We start from the raw sequence: 14,759 nt of genomic DNA on the forward strand, positions 1-14,759 counted from the left end.
CCAGTTGGTGATTTTGAACTTTTGCTTTGCCACGGAACGGTCTGCGTTGTCGGGAAGATACGTGATCTGATCCTTCAACTCAGCAAAAGTTCGATTTATTCAACAAAACCATATCGCGTGTTTATATGTGCTTACCGCCAGTCTCTGGTTTCTGTGTGGTGCAATTATGAGTCAGGGCGCAGCACTGGTTGTTTCAATAGTTGCGGCCGCATTACCGGACGTTACGAGCTTCGACAGGTTCAGAAGAATATTTATCTGTATTGTGTTGTCATCGGTATGGTCCGGAGTGATGTGGTTTTTTATAAGGGGGCTTATGACAGGCTAAGTCATATAAAACGGTCATAAAAACCATACAAAATAATGAGGTTGATTACTGAAGACCATATGATAAACCATACCGCAATCCAGTGGCTTCTGAATAGCTCACAAAAATAAATATAGATAATTGAAAATAACCATAATACAACGATGCCTGCTGCGATACTTAATAAACTTATTACAAGATAGTCAGGGAAGGCATTGACCGGTAATGAATGTGATGCTGCATATATCAGCGCAATAATTGCCGCATTTCCCGGTAACGACTCTCTTATTATGTTTCTGATTATTTCCAGTTTTTCTTTAAAAGATCGCTTTTCCATTTGTACCTCTGATTAATATCACACAAACGCGAATATTACAGACATGAATACTCTCATGTAAATAATAACCGGAGTTTAACATGATAAGTAAACGCAGATTCTCTTTACCCCGGCTTGATATTACGGGAATGTGGGTATTTTCCCTGGGTGTCTGGTTTCATATCGTCGCCCGTCTTGTTTACAGCAAACCCTGGATGGCTTTTTTTCTGGCGGAGCTGATTGCGGCCATTCTCGTACTGTTCGGCGCATACCAGGTGCTGGATGCATGGATTGCCCGTGTCAGCCGGGAAGAGCGTGAGGCACTGGAAGCCAGGCAACAGGCCATGATGGAAGGGCAGCAGGAGGGCGGACATGTCTCTCACTAAATCACTGCTGTTCACCCTGTTGCTGAGCGCCGCTGCTGTGCAGGCCTCCACCCGGGATGAAATAGAGCGACTCTGGAATCCGCAGGGTATGGCTACGCAGCCTGCACAACCGGCAGCAGGCACGTCAGCCAGGACAGCAAAGCCGGCTCCCCGCTGGTTCCGCCTCAGTAATGGCAGGCAGGTTAACCTGGCCGACTGGAAGGTGGTGCTGTTTATGCAGGGGCATTGCCCTTACTGTCACCAGTTTGACCCGGTACTGAAACAGCTGGCACAGCAGTACGGCTTTTCCGTTTTTTCCTACACCCTGGATGGTCAGGGGGATACGGCCTTTCCTGAAGCATTACCGGTGCCACCGGAGGTGATGCAGACCTTCTTCCCGAATATCCCGGTGGCCACACCGACCACCTTCCTGGTCAACGTCAACACGCTTGAGGCATTACCGCTTTTACAGGGGGCAACGGATGCCGCCGGTTTTATGGCGCGGGTGGATACCGTTTTGCAGATGTACGGAGGAAAAAAAGGTGCGAAATAAGCAGGTGGTGTTACTCATTGCCGGAATATCCGGCATCGTGACGGGAATAATCGTCAGCCTGAATATCCCCTTTATCCGTCAGGGGCTTTTTTATCCCGCCAGCCCTGTAGAAATTGTCGTTTCGCTGAGTCTTACCTTTTCTGTTTCTGTTGTGTTTTTTGTGGGGGCAATTGTGGGATGGATTTCGGTGTCTGAAATATATTACAGCCGCATGACCGGTCTGAATGAATCATCGGAAATATCAGAGGGAACTTATAATGAGAGAAAATAAAAGTAATCCTGAGCTCAAAATCAGAAGTACAGAACGAGATTATAAATACATTTCCAGAATTACTGGCAGGTATGCTGGGTTGTCTCTGGTATTCCTGACTGCCGGAATTGTTTTATGGACAGTTATGGATATTATTTTTGATGCCTGTATTGATTCGTGGAAAGCGGACCCGGAATTAAATAATTCGAGTTATATGTGGAATATCCTGATATATGCCATTCCGTATGCGTTATATGCGCTTGCAGCCGGGTTTCTTGTTACATTTTTTTCTGTCCCCAATGTACGAATTAATATACGGAAATATCGAGATATTCCTGCTGAAATGTCGTATGCACCGGGAGAACACATTAAGGGAGGGCAAGAATGATGCCACGCATTAAACCTCTTCTGGTTCTTTGTGCCGCCTTACTGACGGTGACGCCTGCAGCGTCAGCGGATGTGAACAGCGACATGAATCAGTTCTTTAATAAGCTGGGATTTGCTTCCAATACCACACAGCCGGGCGTCTGGCAGGGGCAGGCCGCCGGCTATGCTTACGGTGGCTCCCTGTATGCCCGTACTCAGGTCAAAAATGTTCAGCTAATTTCCATGACGCTGCCGGATATCAATGCTGGATGTGGCGGCATCGACGCCTATCTCGGCTCGTTCAGTTTTATTAATGGTGAGCAGTTGCAGCGTTTTGTTAAGCAGATTATGAGCAATGCTGCCGGTTACTTTTTTGACCTTGCCCTGCAGACAACGGTGCCGGAAATAAAAACCGCAAAAGACTTCGTGCAGAAAATGGCAAGCGACATTAACAGTATGAACCTCAGTTCCTGCCAGGCTGCACAGGGGATTATCGGCGGGCTTTTCCCCCGGACGCAGGTGTCCCAGCAGAAAGTCTGTCAGGACATTGCCGGTGAGAGCAATATTTTTGCTGACTGGGCGGCTTCCCGGCAGGGATGTACCGTTGGCGGGAAATCTGACAGTGTCAGGGATAAAGCCAGCGACAAGGATAAGGAGCGGGTGACCAAAAACATCAACATCATGTGGAATGCGCTTTCCAAAAACAGAATGTTTGACGGCAACAAAGAGCTGAAAGAATTTGTGATGACGCTGACCGGCTCACTGGTGTTTGGTCCCAACGGCGAAATCACACCGCTGTCAGCCAGAACCACTGACCGCTCAATTATCCGGGCCATGATGGAAGGCGGCACAGCAAAAATTTATCACTGCAACGATTCTGATAAATGCCTGAAAGTGGTGGCAGACACACCGGTGACTATCAGCCGGGATAATGCACTGAAGTCTCAGATTACTAAACTTCTGGCCAGCATTCAGAACAAGGCGGTCAGTGACACGCCTCTGGATGACAAGGAAAAAGGCTTTATTTCCAGTACCACCATCCCCGTCTTCAAATACCTGGTTGACCCGCAGATGCTCGGAGTTTCCAACAGCATGATTTACCAGCTGACGGACTATATCGGTTACGACATCCTGCTGCAGTACATTCAGGAGCTGATACAGCAGGCCCGGGCGATGGTGGCCACGGGAAATTATGACGAAGCGGTTATCGGACATATTAACGACAACATGAATGATGCCACCCGGCAGATTGCGGCGTTTCAGTCACAGGTGCAGGTACAGCAGGATGCGCTGCTGGTTGTCGATCGTCAGATGAGCTACATGCGTCAGCAGCTTTCCGCCCGCATGCTCAGTCGTTACCAAAACAACTATCACTTCGGAGGGAGCACGCGGTGAATGAAGTTTATGTGATTGCCGGTGGTGAGTGGTTGCGGAATAACCTGAACGCCATTGCCGCCTTTATGGGAACCAGGACGTGGGATTCCATTGAAAAAATTGCGCTCACATTGTCTGTTCTCGCGGTGGCCGTAATGTGGGTACAGCGGCACAACGTGATGGATTTGCTGGGCTGGGTGGCCGTATTTGTGCTTATCAGCCTGCTGGTTAATGTCCGCACATCGGTGCAGATTATTGATAACAGTGACCTGGTCAAAGTTCACCGGGTGGATAATGTGCCGGTCGGACTGGCGATGCCACTTTCACTGACGACCCGTATCGGGCATGCAATGGTGGCCAGTTACGAGATGATCTTCACGCAACCGGACAGTGTCACCTACAGCAAAACGGGGATGCTGTTTGGCGCAGAACTGGTATCAAAAAGCACCGACTTTTTGTCCCGCAATCCGGAAATCGCCAATCTTTTCCAGGATTATGTGCAGAACTGTGTTATGGGGGATATTTACCTGAACCACAAATACACGCTGGAGGAGCTGATGGCCTCCGCTGATCCCTACACGCTGATTTTTTCCCGCCCCAGCCCGCTGCGGGGCGTTTATGACAGCAATAATAATTTCGTAACCTGTAAGGACGCGTCGGTTTCGCTGAAAGACAAGCTGAATCTGGACACACAGAGTGGCGGAAAAACCTGGCATTATTATGCCCAGCAGCTATTTGGTGGACGCCCTGATCCTAACCTGCTGTTCAGTACGCTGATTGGCGACAGTTACAGTTACTTCTATGGCTCAAGTAAATCAGCCAGCCAGATCATCCGCCAGAATGTCACCATCAATGCGCTGAAGGAGGGGATCACCAGTTATGCCGCACGTAATGGTGATTCGGCCAGCCTGGTGAATCTGGCCACCACGTCATCGATGGAGAAACAACGTCTGGCACATGTCTCCATCGGTCATGTGGCGATGCGGACACTGCCCATGACGCAGACCATCCTGACGGGGATCGCCATCGGTATTTTCCCGCTCCTGGTACTGGCGGCTGTATTCAACAAACTGACGCTGTCTGTCCTGAAAGGTTATGTGTTTGCCCTGATGTGGCTGCAGTCATGGCCACTCTTGTACGCCATTCTGAACAGTGCCATGACATTTTATGCGAAACAGAATGGTGCGCCGGTGGTGCTCTCTGAAATTTCACAGATACAACTGAAATACTCCGATCTGGCTTCCACTGCCGGGTATCTTTCCATGATGATCCCGCCATTATCCTGGATGATGGTCAGGGGGCTTGGGGCCGGATTTTCCAGTGTGTACAGCCATTTCGCTTCCTCTGCTATCAGCCCGACTGCCAGTGCGGCAGGTAGTGTGGTTGACGGTAATTACTCCTACGGCAACATGCAGACGGAAAACGTGAACGGCTTCAGCTGGAGCACCAACAGCACCACGTCGTTTGGTCAGATGATGTACCAGACCGGCAGTGGCGCAACCGCCACACAGACCCGTGACGGTAATATGGTGATGGATGCAAGCGGAGCGATGTCCCGTTTACCGGTCGGTATCAATGCAACGCGTCAGATTGCAGTGGCACAACAGGAAATGGCCCGGGAGGCGTCGAACAGAGCAGAAAGTGCCCTGCATGGTTTCAGCAGCAGTATTGCCAGTGCCTGGAACACGCTCAGTCAGTTTGGTTCTAACCGGGGGAGCAGTGACTCTGTCACCAGTGGTGCTGACAGTACGATGAGTGCACAGGACTCCATGATGGCCAGCCGTATGCGCAGTGCAGTGGAAAGCTATGCGAAGGCGCATAATATCAGTAATGAGCAGGCGACTCAGGAACTGGCATCCAGAAGTACGAGAGCTTCTGCCGGGATGTATGGAGATGCTCATGCTGAATGGGGGGTTAAACCTAAAATTCTTGGTGTTGGTGGAGGATTAGGCGTTAGAGGTGGTGGTCGGGCTGGCATTGACTGGAGTGATGATGATGCGCATCAGGCCAGCAGTGGTTCACGGGCCAGCTATGATGCTCGTCATGATATTGACGCTAAAGCCAGTAAGGACTTTAAAGAGGCCAGCGATTACTTTACCAGTCGCAAAGTCAGTGAATCCGGCAGCCATACTGACAATAATGCTGATTCCCGGGTGGATCAACTGTCTGCAGCCCTGAATTCAGCGAAACAGAGTTACGACCAGTACACGACGAATATGACCCGCAGCCATGAATATGCTGAAATGGCATCCCGTACTGAAAGCATGAGTGGGCAGATGAGCGAAGATTTGTCGCAACAGTTTGCACAGTATGTGATGAAACACGCACCGCAGGATGCCGAAGCTATTCTGACAAATACCAGTTCGCCGGAGATTGCAGAACGCCGTCGGGCAATGGCCTGGTCTTTTGTGCAGGAACAGATACAGCCTGGTGTTGATAATGCCTGGCGGGAATCCCGTGGCGATATTGGTAAAGGAATGGAGAGCGTACCTTCGGGTGGAGGCAGTCAGGATATTATTGCTGACCATCAGGGACATCAGGCCATTATTGAGCAAAGAACGCAGGACAGTAATATCCGTAATGATGTAAAACATCAGGTTGATAATATGGTCACAGAATATAAAGGGAATATAGGTGATACTCAGAACAGCATACGTGGCGAGGAAAATATTGTAAGAGGACAGTATTCTGAACTGCAGAATCACCATAAAACAGAGGCATTATCTCAGAATAATAAATATAATGAAGAAAAGTCGGCTCAGGAAAGAATGCCCGGGGCTGACAGTCCACAGGAACTGATGAAAAGGGCAAAGGAGTATCAGGATAAGTATAAGCAATAATACTGTGTTTGGGAGATGATAATGAGATGTTTAGCCCATATTGCTCTGGTAACAGTGATACAGTTTATCGCCTGTTATCTGGCTGATTGGGGGAATGCCGAAACAGTTTTTATGCTGTTCTTCATAGTGCTATGGCAGGGACTGTTTATCTGGTTGTTCTCTCAAATACGAAAAAAACGGGATGTGTCGGATGAGTTTAAGTTTAGTAAAGGCGTTTGGTATATAACGATGCCAGTATCTTCCTTACTCTCTCCGTTATTAAGCCTGATGGTTTTTATCATTGGTACACTATACGAATTAAGGCAAGTTAGTGGTTGCATAAGCATAAAAAAATGGGGGCAAAATCAACTCAAAGACCAATATGATGGGAGTGAAAAGTTAGACTTCGGGGGCATTGAACAGACCCCAACGATCTACTATAACCCTTCAACCGGATATCCTATGCATGGAGGCTTTGATTCAGCGGGAAATACTTTTGGGACTCGTTGGCAGGACTATTATGACAGGCAATAAGAAAACTGTAGTTTGTAAAAAAGGTAATTTGATGAAAACAAAAAAATTGATGATGGTTACACTGGTCAGTTCCACTCTGGCCCTTTCAGGGTGTGGTGCGATGAGCACAGCAATCAAGAAGCGTAACCTTGAGGTGAAGACTCAGATGAGTGAGACCATCTGGCTTGAACCCGCCAGCGAACGCACGGTATTTCTGCAGATCAAAAACACGTCTGATAAAGACATGAGTGGGCTGCAGGGCAAAATTGCTGATGCTGTGAAAGCAAAAGGGTATCAGGTGGTGACTTCTCCGGATAAAGCCTACTACTGGATTCAGGCGAATGTGCTGAAGGCCGATAAGATGGATCTGCGGGAGTCTCAGGGATGGCTGAACCGTGGTTATGAAGGCGCAGCAGTTGGTGCAGCGTTAGGTGCCGGTATCACCGGATATAATTCCAATTCTGCCGGTGCCACACTCGGTGTGGGCCTTGCTGCCGGTCTGGTGGGTATGGCTGCAGATGCGATGGTGGAAGATGTGAACTATACCATGATCACGGATGTGCAGATTGCAGAGCGTACTAAGGCAACGGTGACAACGGATAATGTTGCCGCCCTGCGTCAGGGCACATCAGGTGCGAAAATTCAGACCAGTACTGAAACAGGTAACCAGCATAAATACCAGACCCGTGTGGTCTCAAATGCGAACAAGGTTAACCTGAAATTTGAAGAGGCGAAGCCTGTTCTCGAAGACCAGCTGGCCAAATCAATCGCAAATATTCTCTGATTATCTTCCGGAGGCTGGTCTGACCGGCCTCCTGACTGACGCCTCGCTTTGCTCGTTGTCCAACCCCGGGGAGAAATAAAATAAATTTTATTTCTCCCCGGCGTTTCCGAAATAAATATGAAAACACTGAGCGGTTGTGCAAATTCTTTGTGCAACCGTGAAGTGTTGCCGGCGAAGCCGGAATTTAACGGTTATTAATCTTTTCATCATTAATAATCAGTCCGACTGACTTTCTTTCTTCAGAATATCATCATGAGTTTTAACGCAAAGGATATGACCCAGGGCGGTCAGATTGCGTCCATGCGTATCCGCATGTTCAGTCAGATCGCCAATATCATACTTTACTGCCTGTTTATTTTTTTCTGGATCCTAGTTGGTCTGGTTTTATGGGTAAAAATAAGCTGGCAGACGTTTGTGAATGGCTGCATTTACTGGTGGTGCACCACGCTGGAAGGCATGCGGGATTTAATCAGGTCCCAGCCGGTCTATGAGATCCAGTATTACGGCAAAACCTTCCGGATGAACGCGGCTCAGGTACTGCATGATAAATATATGATCTGGTGCGGTGAGCAGTTATGGTCGGCATTCGTTCTGGCGTCTGTCGTGGCCCTGGTTATCTGCCTGATCACCTTCTTTGTTGTCTCCTGGATTCTGGGGCGTCAGGGTAAACAACAGAGCGAAAATGAAATCACAGGTGGTCGTCAGCTGACTGACAATCCGAAAGAGGTGGCCAGGATGCTGAAAAAAGATGGCAAGGATTCCGATATCCGGATTGGCGATCTGCCGATTATCCGGGATTCTGAAATCCAGAACTTCTGTCTGCACGGCACTGTCGGGGCCGGTAAGTCGGAGGTTATCCGTCGTCTGGCCAACTACGCCCGTCAGCGTGGTGATATGGTGGTGATTTATGACCGTTCGGGGGAATTTGTTAAAAGTTACTATGATCCCTCCATCGATAAAATCCTGAATCCGCTGGATGCACGCTGTGCTGCCTGGGATTTGTGGAAGGAGTGCCTGACACAGCCAGATTTTGATAATACCGCAAATACTCTGATCCCGATGGGGACAAAAGAGGACCCGTTCTGGCAGGGTTCAGGACGTACCATTTTTGCGGAAGCGGCATACCTGATGCGTAATGACCCCAACCGCAGCTACAGCAAACTGGTGGACACACTGCTTTCCATCAAAATTGAAAAGCTGCGTACCTTCCTGCGTAATTCACCGGCGGCCAACCTGGTGGAAGAGAAAATCGAGAAAACGGCCATATCCATCCGTGCTGTGCTGACCAACTACGTGAAAGCCATCCGTTACCTGCAGGGGATTGAGCATAACGGTGAGCCCTTCACCATCCGTGACTGGATGCGTGGTGTCCGGGAAGATCAGAAAAACGGCTGGCTGTTTATTTCGTCGAACGCCGACACCCATGCCTCCCTGAAGCCGGTGATCTCCATGTGGCTGTCCATTGCTATTCGTGGTCTGCTGGCAATGGGAGAAAACCGTAACCGTCGTGTGTGGTTTTTCTGTGACGAGTTACCCACGTTACACAAACTGCCGGATCTGGTGGAGATCCTGCCGGAAGCCCGTAAGTTCGGTGGCTGTTATGTGTTTGGTATCCAGTCCTATGCCCAGCTGGAAGATATCTACGGTGAGAAAGCGGCTGCCACGCTGTTTGACGTCATGAACACCCGTGCCTTTTTCCGTTCTCCCAGCCATAAGATTGCAGAGTTCGCTGCCGGTGAAATTGGTGAGAAAGAGCACCTGAAAGCCAGCGAGCAGTATTCCTACGGTGCTGATCCGGTACGTGACGGGGTATCGACCGGTAAGGATATGGAGCGTCAGACGCTGGTCAGTTATTCCGACATTCAGTCTCTGCCGGATCTGACCTGTTATGTCACCCTGCCCGGACCGTATCCGGCAGTAAAACTCTCCCTGAAATATCAGACACGACCGAAGGTCGCTCCGGAGTTTATTCCGCGTGACATCAACCCGGAAATGGAGAACCGTCTGAGTGCCGTACTTGCCGCAAGGGAAGCAGAAGGTCGTCAGATGGCCAGCCTCTTCGAACCGGATGTCCCGGAGGTTGTTTCCGGAGAAGACGTGACTCAGGCTGAACAGCCGCAACAGCCGGTGTCTCCTGCCATCAACGATAAGAAGTCAGATGCAGGTGTGAATGTTCCGGCAGGGGGGATCGAGCAGGAGCTGAAAATGAAACCGGAAGAAGAGATGGAACAGCAACTGCCACCCGGGATCAGTGAATCCGGTGAAGTGGTGGATATGGCCGTTTATGAGGCATGGCAACGGGAGCAGAATCCGGATATCCAGCAGAAGATGCAGCGTCGTGAAGAGGTGAACATCAATGTGCACCGGGAGCGCGGGGAGGATGTTGAGCCGGGAGATGATTTCTGATGAACAGGTCAGCTCCAGTCTTCAATTCTCAGACCGTCCACACGTTCAAATTCCCGGGTGTTATTAGTCACAATAATCAGTCCCCGACTGCGGGCATGACCTGCGATCATTTGATCAAATGGCCCGACAGGGCGTCCCTGACGGGCAAGTTCTGCTCTTATCTGGCCGCTGTGTGTGGCTGCGGCAGCGTCGTAATCCAGAACATCAATGCGGGAAACAAATCCCTCGATCACAGCGAGATTACGTTCAGGCATCTGGCTTTTTTCTGCACCATATATCAGCTCCATCAGGGTGACCGAACTGATACACATTCTCCCCTGGTTCAGGTTAAAACGCTCCCTGACGCTGGCGGGTTTGTTCTTTATCGTGAAAATGCAGATGTTGGTATCGAGCATAAACTTCAGCATCAGAATGACTCCCTTTCCTGCATGCCGGGCTGTTCCCTGTTATCCATAAAATCGGCGCTGACGTTGTGTCCGTCGAACCATTCGTCCCATGTCTCTCCGGCTGGCGTAATGATTCTGGTTCGTCCGACAGCAATCACTTCAACGCGTTTTACGTTTTCCGGCAATGCAACCGCTTTTGGCAGTCTGACCGCCTGGCTGCGGTTGCTGAAAAATACGGTGGTTTCCATTATTTGCCTCCTTATGTGGATATGTCTTGTGTATATCCATTGTGGGATTGATACCGGGATATGTCAAAGGGATATACGTTTATGATGAGTATCGCGCAGGTCAGATCGGCCGGAAGTGCCGGTAACTATTATACCGACAAGGATAATTACTATGTGCTGGGCAGCATGGGAGAACGCTGGGCCGGCAGGGGGGCTGAACAGCTGGGGCTGCAGGGCAGCGTCGATAAGGATGTTTTTACCCGTCTTCTGGAGGGGAAGCTGCCGGACGGAGCGGATTTAAGCCGCATGCAGGATGGCAGTAATAAGCATCGTCCCGGCTACGACCTGACCTTCTCCGCCCCCAAAAGTGTCTCCGTGATGGCCATGTTAGGCGGTGATAAACGTCTTATTGATGCACATAACCAGGCCGTGGATTTTGCTGTCCGTCAGGTGGAGGCGCTGGCTTCCACACGGGTTATGACGGACGGACAGTCAGAAACGGTGCTGACCGGTAATCTGGTGATGGCACTGTTTAACCACGACACCAGTCGCGATCAGGAACCACAGTTACACACACATGCGGTAGTGGCCAATGTCACGCAGCATAACGGCGAGTGGAAGACATTGAGCAGTGACAAAGTGGGGAAAACGGGGTTCATTGAGAATGTGTACGCTAATCAGATTGCCTTCGGCAGGCTCTACCGGGAAAAACTGAAAGAGCAGGTTGAGGCGCTAGGCTATGAAACGGAAGTGGTTGGTAAGCACGGTATGTGGGAGATGCCGGGCGTACCGGTGGAGGCCTTCTCCGGACGCTCACAGGCTATCCGGGAGGCCGTCGGGGAAGACGCCTCGCTGAAATCCCGGGATGTGGCGGCACTGGATACGCGAAAATCCAAACAGCACGTCGATCCTGAAGTCAGAATGGCTGAATGGATGCAGACGCTGAAGGAAACCGGGTTCGACATCCGGGCGTATCGTGACGCGGCGGACCAACGGGCGGAGACCCGCACGCAGACGCCCGGACCCGCTTCACAGGACGGGCCGGATGTGCAGCAGGCGGTGACACAGGCCATTGCCGGATTAAGTGAACGCAAAGTGCAGTTTACGTACACGGACGTGCTGGCCAGAACGGTCGGCATACTGCCGCCGGAAAATGGTGTGATTGAACGGGCACGCGCCGGTATCGATGAGGCCATCAGCCGTGAGCAGCTTATCCCCCTCGATCGTGAGAAGGGGCTGTTCACGTCCGGGATTCATGTGCTCGATGAGCTGTCAGTCCGGGCACTCAGTCGTGACATCATGAAACAGAACCGGGTGACCGTACATCCGGAGAAAAGTGTCCCCCGGACGGCCGGTTACAGCGATGCGGTCAGTGTTCTGGCACAGGATCGCCCGTCGCTGGCTATTGTGTCCGGGCAGGGCGGTGCAGCCGGGCAGCGTGAGCGGGTGGCGGAGCTGGTCATGATGGCCCGGGAGCAGGGGCGGGAGGTGCAGATTATCGCCGCTGACCGTCGCTCGCAGATGAACCTGAAGCAGGATGAACGGCTGTCCGGTGAGCTGATAACCGGACGTCGTCAGCTGCAGGAGGGCATGGCCTTCACGCCGGGCAATACTGTTATCGTTGACCAGGGCGAAAAACTCTCCCTGAAAGAGACGTTAACCCTGCTGGACGGTGCCGCACGTCATAACGTACAGGTCCTGATAACCGACAGCGGGCAGCGAACCGGTACAGGCAGTGCACTGATGGCCATGAAAGATGCCGGGGTGAACACATATCGCTGGCAGGGGGGAGAACAGCGGCCGGCCACCATCATCAGTGAACCGGACCGTAATGTCCGCTATGCCCGGCTGGCAGGAGATTTTGCTGCCAGCGTGAAAGCCGGAGAAGAGAGCGTGGCACAGGTCAGCGGGGTACGGGAACAGGCCATACTGACACAGGCCATTCGCAGTGAGCTGAAAACACAGGGCGTGCTCGGACGCCCGGAGGTAACCATGACCGCCCTGTCGCCGGTCTGGCTGGACAGCCGGAGCCGTTATCTGCGGGATATGTACCGTCCGGGGATGGTGATGGAGCAGTGGAACCCGGAGACACGCAGTCATGACCGCTATGTTATCGACCGGGTGACGGCGCAGAGTAACAGCCTGACCCTGCGGGATGCGCAGGATGAAACGCAGGTGGTGCGTATTTCCTCCCTGGACAGCAGCTGGTCGCTGTTCCGGCCGGAAAAAATGCCGGTGGCAGACGGCGAGCGACTGAGGGTGACAGGGAAAATTCCCGGACTCCGCGTCTCCGGCGGTGACCGCCTGCAGGTGGCATCCGTCAGTGAAGATGCGATGACGGTTGTTGTGCCGGGGCGGGCTGAACCGGCCTCCCTGCCTGTGAGCGATTCACCATTCATGGCACTGAAGCTGGAGAACGGCTGGGTGGAAACGCCCGGGCATTCCGTCAGCGACAGTGCGAAGGTTTTTGCCTCCGTCACACAGATGGCAATGGACAACGCCACCCTGAACGGTCTGGCCCGCAGCGGTCGTGATGTCCGGCTGTATTCCTCACTGGATGAAACCCGTACTGCGGAAAAACTTGCCCGCCATCCCTCCTTTACGGTGGTTTCTGAGCAGATAAAGGCGCGTGCCGGTGAGACATTGCTGGAAACCGCTATCAGTCTGCAGAAAACCGGGCTTCACACGCCGGCACAGCAGGCTATTCATCTGGCGCTTCCTGTGGTGGAAAGTAAAAACCTGGCCTTCAGCATGGTGGACCTGCTGACAGAGGCGAAGTCGTTTGCTGCAGAAGGAACCAGTTTTACTGAACTGGGAGGGGAAATCAATGCGCAGATAAAACGCGGTGATTTACTGTATGTGGATGTGGCAAAAGGCTATGGCACAGGCCTGCTGGTTTCCCGTGCGTCGTATGAGGCAGAAAAGAGCATTCTTCGCCATATTCTCGAAGGTAAGGAGGCGGTCACGCCACTGATGGAGAGAGTACCTGGCGAACTCATGGAGAAACTGACATCAGGACAGCGTGCCGCTACCCGCATGATACTGGAAACGTCCGACCGTTTCACGGTGGTGCAGGGCTATGCCGGTGTGGGTAAGACCACACAGTTCCGGGCGGTGATGTCAGCCGTGAACATGCTGCCGGAGAGTGAACGTCCCCGTGTCGTGGGGCTGGGGCCCACGCACCGTGCGGTCGGTGAGATGCGCAGCGCCGGCGTGGATGCACAGACGCTGGCGTCCTTTCTGCATGACACGCAGCTGCTGCAGCGCAGCGGAGAAACGCCGAATTTCAGCAACACGCTGTTCCTGCTCGATGAGAGCTCTATGGTGGGCAATACCGACATGGCACGGGCATACGCCCTGATTGCGGCCGGTGGCGGTCGTGCCGTGGCCAGTGGTGACACGGACCAGTTGCAGGCCATCGCGCCCGGTCAGCCTTTCCGTCTCCAGCAGACGCGCAGTGCTGCCGATGTGGTCATCATGAAGGAGATTGTGCGTCAGACGCCGGAACTGCGGGAGGCGGTATACAGCCTGATTAACCGGGATGTGGAAAGGGCACTGTCCGGGCTTGAGAGTGTGAAACCGTCTCAGGTTCCCCGTCAGGAGGGCGCATGGGCACCGGAGCACTCCGTGACGGAGTTCAGTCACAGCCAGGAAGCGAAACTGGCAGAAGCGCAGCAGAAGGCGATGCTGAAAGGCGAGGCTTTCCCGGATATCCCCATGACACTGTATGAAGCCATTGTCCGCGACTATACCGGCAGGACACCGGAAGCACGGGAGCAGACGCTGATTGTCACACACCTGAATGAGGACCGGCGCGTACTGAACAGCATGATTCATGATGCACGGGAAAAGGCCGGTGAGCTGGGCAAAGAGCAGGTCATGGTGCCTGTCCTGAACACAGCGAATATACGTGACGGAGAACTGCGTCGTCTCTCCACCTGGGAGAATAACCCGGATGCCCTTGCCCTGGTGGATAGTGTGTATCTGCGTATTACCGTGAAGGAGATCGGTGAGTAACATCGATGGAGATCGGTTCGTGTCACTTTCACAGAACCGTTTTTAAATTACCTTCACTGATCTCCTTCGGTCAACGGAG

Annotated in this window: 13 protein-coding genes and 2 pseudogenes; 11 read left to right on the top strand and 4 right to left on the bottom strand. The window is 52.1% G+C overall.

Annotation, left to right across the window (positions count from 1 at the left end):
• On the bottom strand, window positions 1-78 hold a 78-nt coding region (locus ACJHWT_RS24080), incomplete at its 3' end, for a hypothetical protein (protein WP_223602324.1).
• A 31-nt stretch (window positions 79-109) separates the two neighbouring features.
• Between ACJHWT_RS24080 and ACJHWT_RS24085 the strand changes: the two are divergent.
• Window positions 110-325, top strand: a pseudogene (locus tag ACJHWT_RS24085) (conjugal transfer protein TrbA); the annotation flags it as partial.
• 1 nt (window position 326) lies between these two features.
• Here ACJHWT_RS24085 and ACJHWT_RS24090 read toward each other — a convergent pair.
• Window positions 327-641 (bottom strand): hypothetical protein, encoded by a 315-nt coding sequence (locus ACJHWT_RS24090; RefSeq protein ID WP_001324103.1) that lies wholly within the window; start codon window positions 639-641, stop codon window positions 327-329.
• Between the two features lie 80 nt (window positions 642-721).
• On the opposite strand from ACJHWT_RS24090, the gene traQ reads away from it, so the two are divergent.
• From traQ to traD, 9 genes are all read left to right on the top strand, one after another.
• On the top strand, window positions 722-1,006 hold the full coding sequence (traQ, locus tag ACJHWT_RS24095; RefSeq protein WP_000624109.1) for a type-F conjugative transfer system pilin chaperone TraQ: 285 nt from the start codon (window positions 722-724) through the stop codon (window positions 1,004-1,006).
• Window positions 993-1,538: a type-F conjugative transfer system pilin assembly thiol-disulfide isomerase TrbB gene (gene trbB / locus ACJHWT_RS24100; RefSeq protein ID WP_000059851.1), complete on the top strand. Its 546-nt coding sequence runs from the start codon at window positions 993-995 to the stop codon at window positions 1,536-1,538. The genes traQ and trbB overlap by 14 nt, the downstream gene beginning before the upstream one ends.
• Window positions 1,468-1,809 (top strand): P-type conjugative transfer protein TrbJ, encoded by a 342-nt coding sequence (trbJ, locus tag ACJHWT_RS24105; RefSeq protein WP_001443031.1) that lies wholly within the window; start codon window positions 1,468-1,470, stop codon window positions 1,807-1,809. The genes trbB and trbJ overlap by 71 nt, the downstream gene beginning before the upstream one ends.
• On the top strand, window positions 1,796-2,176 hold the full coding sequence (gene trbF, locus ACJHWT_RS24110; protein ID WP_001389370.1) for an F-type conjugal transfer protein TrbF: 381 nt from the start codon (window positions 1,796-1,798) through the stop codon (window positions 2,174-2,176). The genes trbJ and trbF overlap by 14 nt, the downstream gene beginning before the upstream one ends.
• On the top strand, window positions 2,176-3,549 hold the full coding sequence (traH, locus tag ACJHWT_RS24115) for a conjugal transfer pilus assembly protein TraH (protein WP_001517790.1): 1,374 nt from the start codon (window positions 2,176-2,178) through the stop codon (window positions 3,547-3,549). The genes trbF and traH overlap by 1 nt, the downstream gene beginning before the upstream one ends.
• Window positions 3,546-6,368 (top strand): conjugal transfer mating-pair stabilization protein TraG, encoded by a 2,823-nt coding sequence (gene traG, locus ACJHWT_RS24120; RefSeq protein WP_001007018.1) that lies wholly within the window; start codon window positions 3,546-3,548, stop codon window positions 6,366-6,368. The genes traH and traG overlap by 4 nt, the downstream gene beginning before the upstream one ends.
• A gap of 15 nt (window positions 6,369-6,383) precedes the next feature.
• A complete protein-coding gene (locus ACJHWT_RS24125; RefSeq protein WP_000605857.1) occupies window positions 6,384-6,881 on the top strand; it encodes an entry exclusion protein in 498 nt (165 codons plus the stop codon).
• 31 nt (window positions 6,882-6,912) lie between these two features.
• A complete protein-coding gene (gene traT / locus ACJHWT_RS24130) occupies window positions 6,913-7,644 on the top strand; it encodes a conjugal transfer complement resistance protein TraT (RefSeq protein ID WP_023565183.1) in 732 nt (243 codons plus the stop codon).
• 252 nt (window positions 7,645-7,896) lie between these two features.
• Window positions 7,897-10,050, top strand: coding sequence for a type IV conjugative transfer system coupling protein TraD (traD, locus tag ACJHWT_RS24135; RefSeq protein WP_000009324.1), 2,154 nt, complete (start codon window positions 7,897-7,899; stop codon window positions 10,048-10,050).
• 8 nt (window positions 10,051-10,058) lie between these two features.
• Here the strand turns inward: traD and ACJHWT_RS24140 are convergent, their stop codons facing one another.
• Entirely contained in the window at window positions 10,059-10,457 is a 399-nt protein-coding gene (locus tag ACJHWT_RS24140; RefSeq protein WP_000911313.1) for a type II toxin-antitoxin system tRNA(fMet)-specific endonuclease VapC, read from the bottom strand.
• Window positions 10,457-10,684 carry a toxin-antitoxin system antitoxin VapB gene (gene vapB, locus ACJHWT_RS24145; protein ID WP_000450520.1) on the bottom strand — a complete coding sequence of 76 codons (228 nt, stop codon included), beginning with the start codon at window positions 10,682-10,684 and terminating at the stop codon, window positions 10,457-10,459. The genes ACJHWT_RS24140 and vapB overlap by 1 nt, the downstream gene beginning before the upstream one ends.
• A gap of 81 nt (window positions 10,685-10,765) precedes the next feature.
• Between vapB and traI the strand changes: the two are divergent.
• Window positions 10,766-14,656, top strand: a pseudogene (gene traI, locus ACJHWT_RS24150) (conjugative transfer relaxase/helicase TraI); the annotation flags it as partial.
• Between the last annotated feature and the right edge of the window lie 103 nt (window positions 14,657-14,759).

The organism is Escherichia sp. WS338 (genome assembly GCF_046486405.1).
In the GTDB taxonomy this organism is placed as follows: domain Bacteria; phylum Pseudomonadota; class Gammaproteobacteria; order Enterobacterales; family Enterobacteriaceae; genus Escherichia; species Escherichia coli.

Excerpts from the sequence above, each read along its gene's own strand:
- ACJHWT_RS24090 (WP_001324103.1), bottom strand. The coding sequence starts at position 641 with ATGGAAAAGCGATCTTTTAAAGAAAAACTGGAAATAATCAGAAACATA.
- traQ (WP_000624109.1), top strand. The coding sequence starts at position 722 with ATGATAAGTAAACGCAGATTCTCTTTACCCCGGCTTGATATTACGGGA.
- trbB (WP_000059851.1), top strand. The coding sequence starts at position 993 with ATGTCTCTCACTAAATCACTGCTGTTCACCCTGTTGCTGAGCGCCGCT.
- trbJ (WP_001443031.1), top strand. The coding sequence starts at position 1,468 with ATGCCGCCGGTTTTATGGCGCGGGTGGATACCGTTTTGCAGATGTACG.
- trbF (WP_001389370.1), top strand. The coding sequence starts at position 1,796 with ATGAGAGAAAATAAAAGTAATCCTGAGCTCAAAATCAGAAGTACAGAA.
- traH (WP_001517790.1), top strand. The coding sequence starts at position 2,176 with ATGCCACGCATTAAACCTCTTCTGGTTCTTTGTGCCGCCTTACTGACG.
- ACJHWT_RS24125 (WP_000605857.1), top strand. The coding sequence starts at position 6,384 with ATGATAATGAGATGTTTAGCCCATATTGCTCTGGTAACAGTGATACAG.
- traT (WP_023565183.1), top strand. The coding sequence starts at position 6,913 with ATGAAAACAAAAAAATTGATGATGGTTACACTGGTCAGTTCCACTCTG.
- traD (WP_000009324.1), top strand. The coding sequence starts at position 7,897 with ATGAGTTTTAACGCAAAGGATATGACCCAGGGCGGTCAGATTGCGTCC.
- ACJHWT_RS24140 (WP_000911313.1), bottom strand. The coding sequence starts at position 10,457 with ATGCTGAAGTTTATGCTCGATACCAACATCTGCATTTTCACGATAAAG.
- vapB (WP_000450520.1), bottom strand. The coding sequence starts at position 10,684 with ATGGAAACCACCGTATTTTTCAGCAACCGCAGCCAGGCGGTCAGACTG.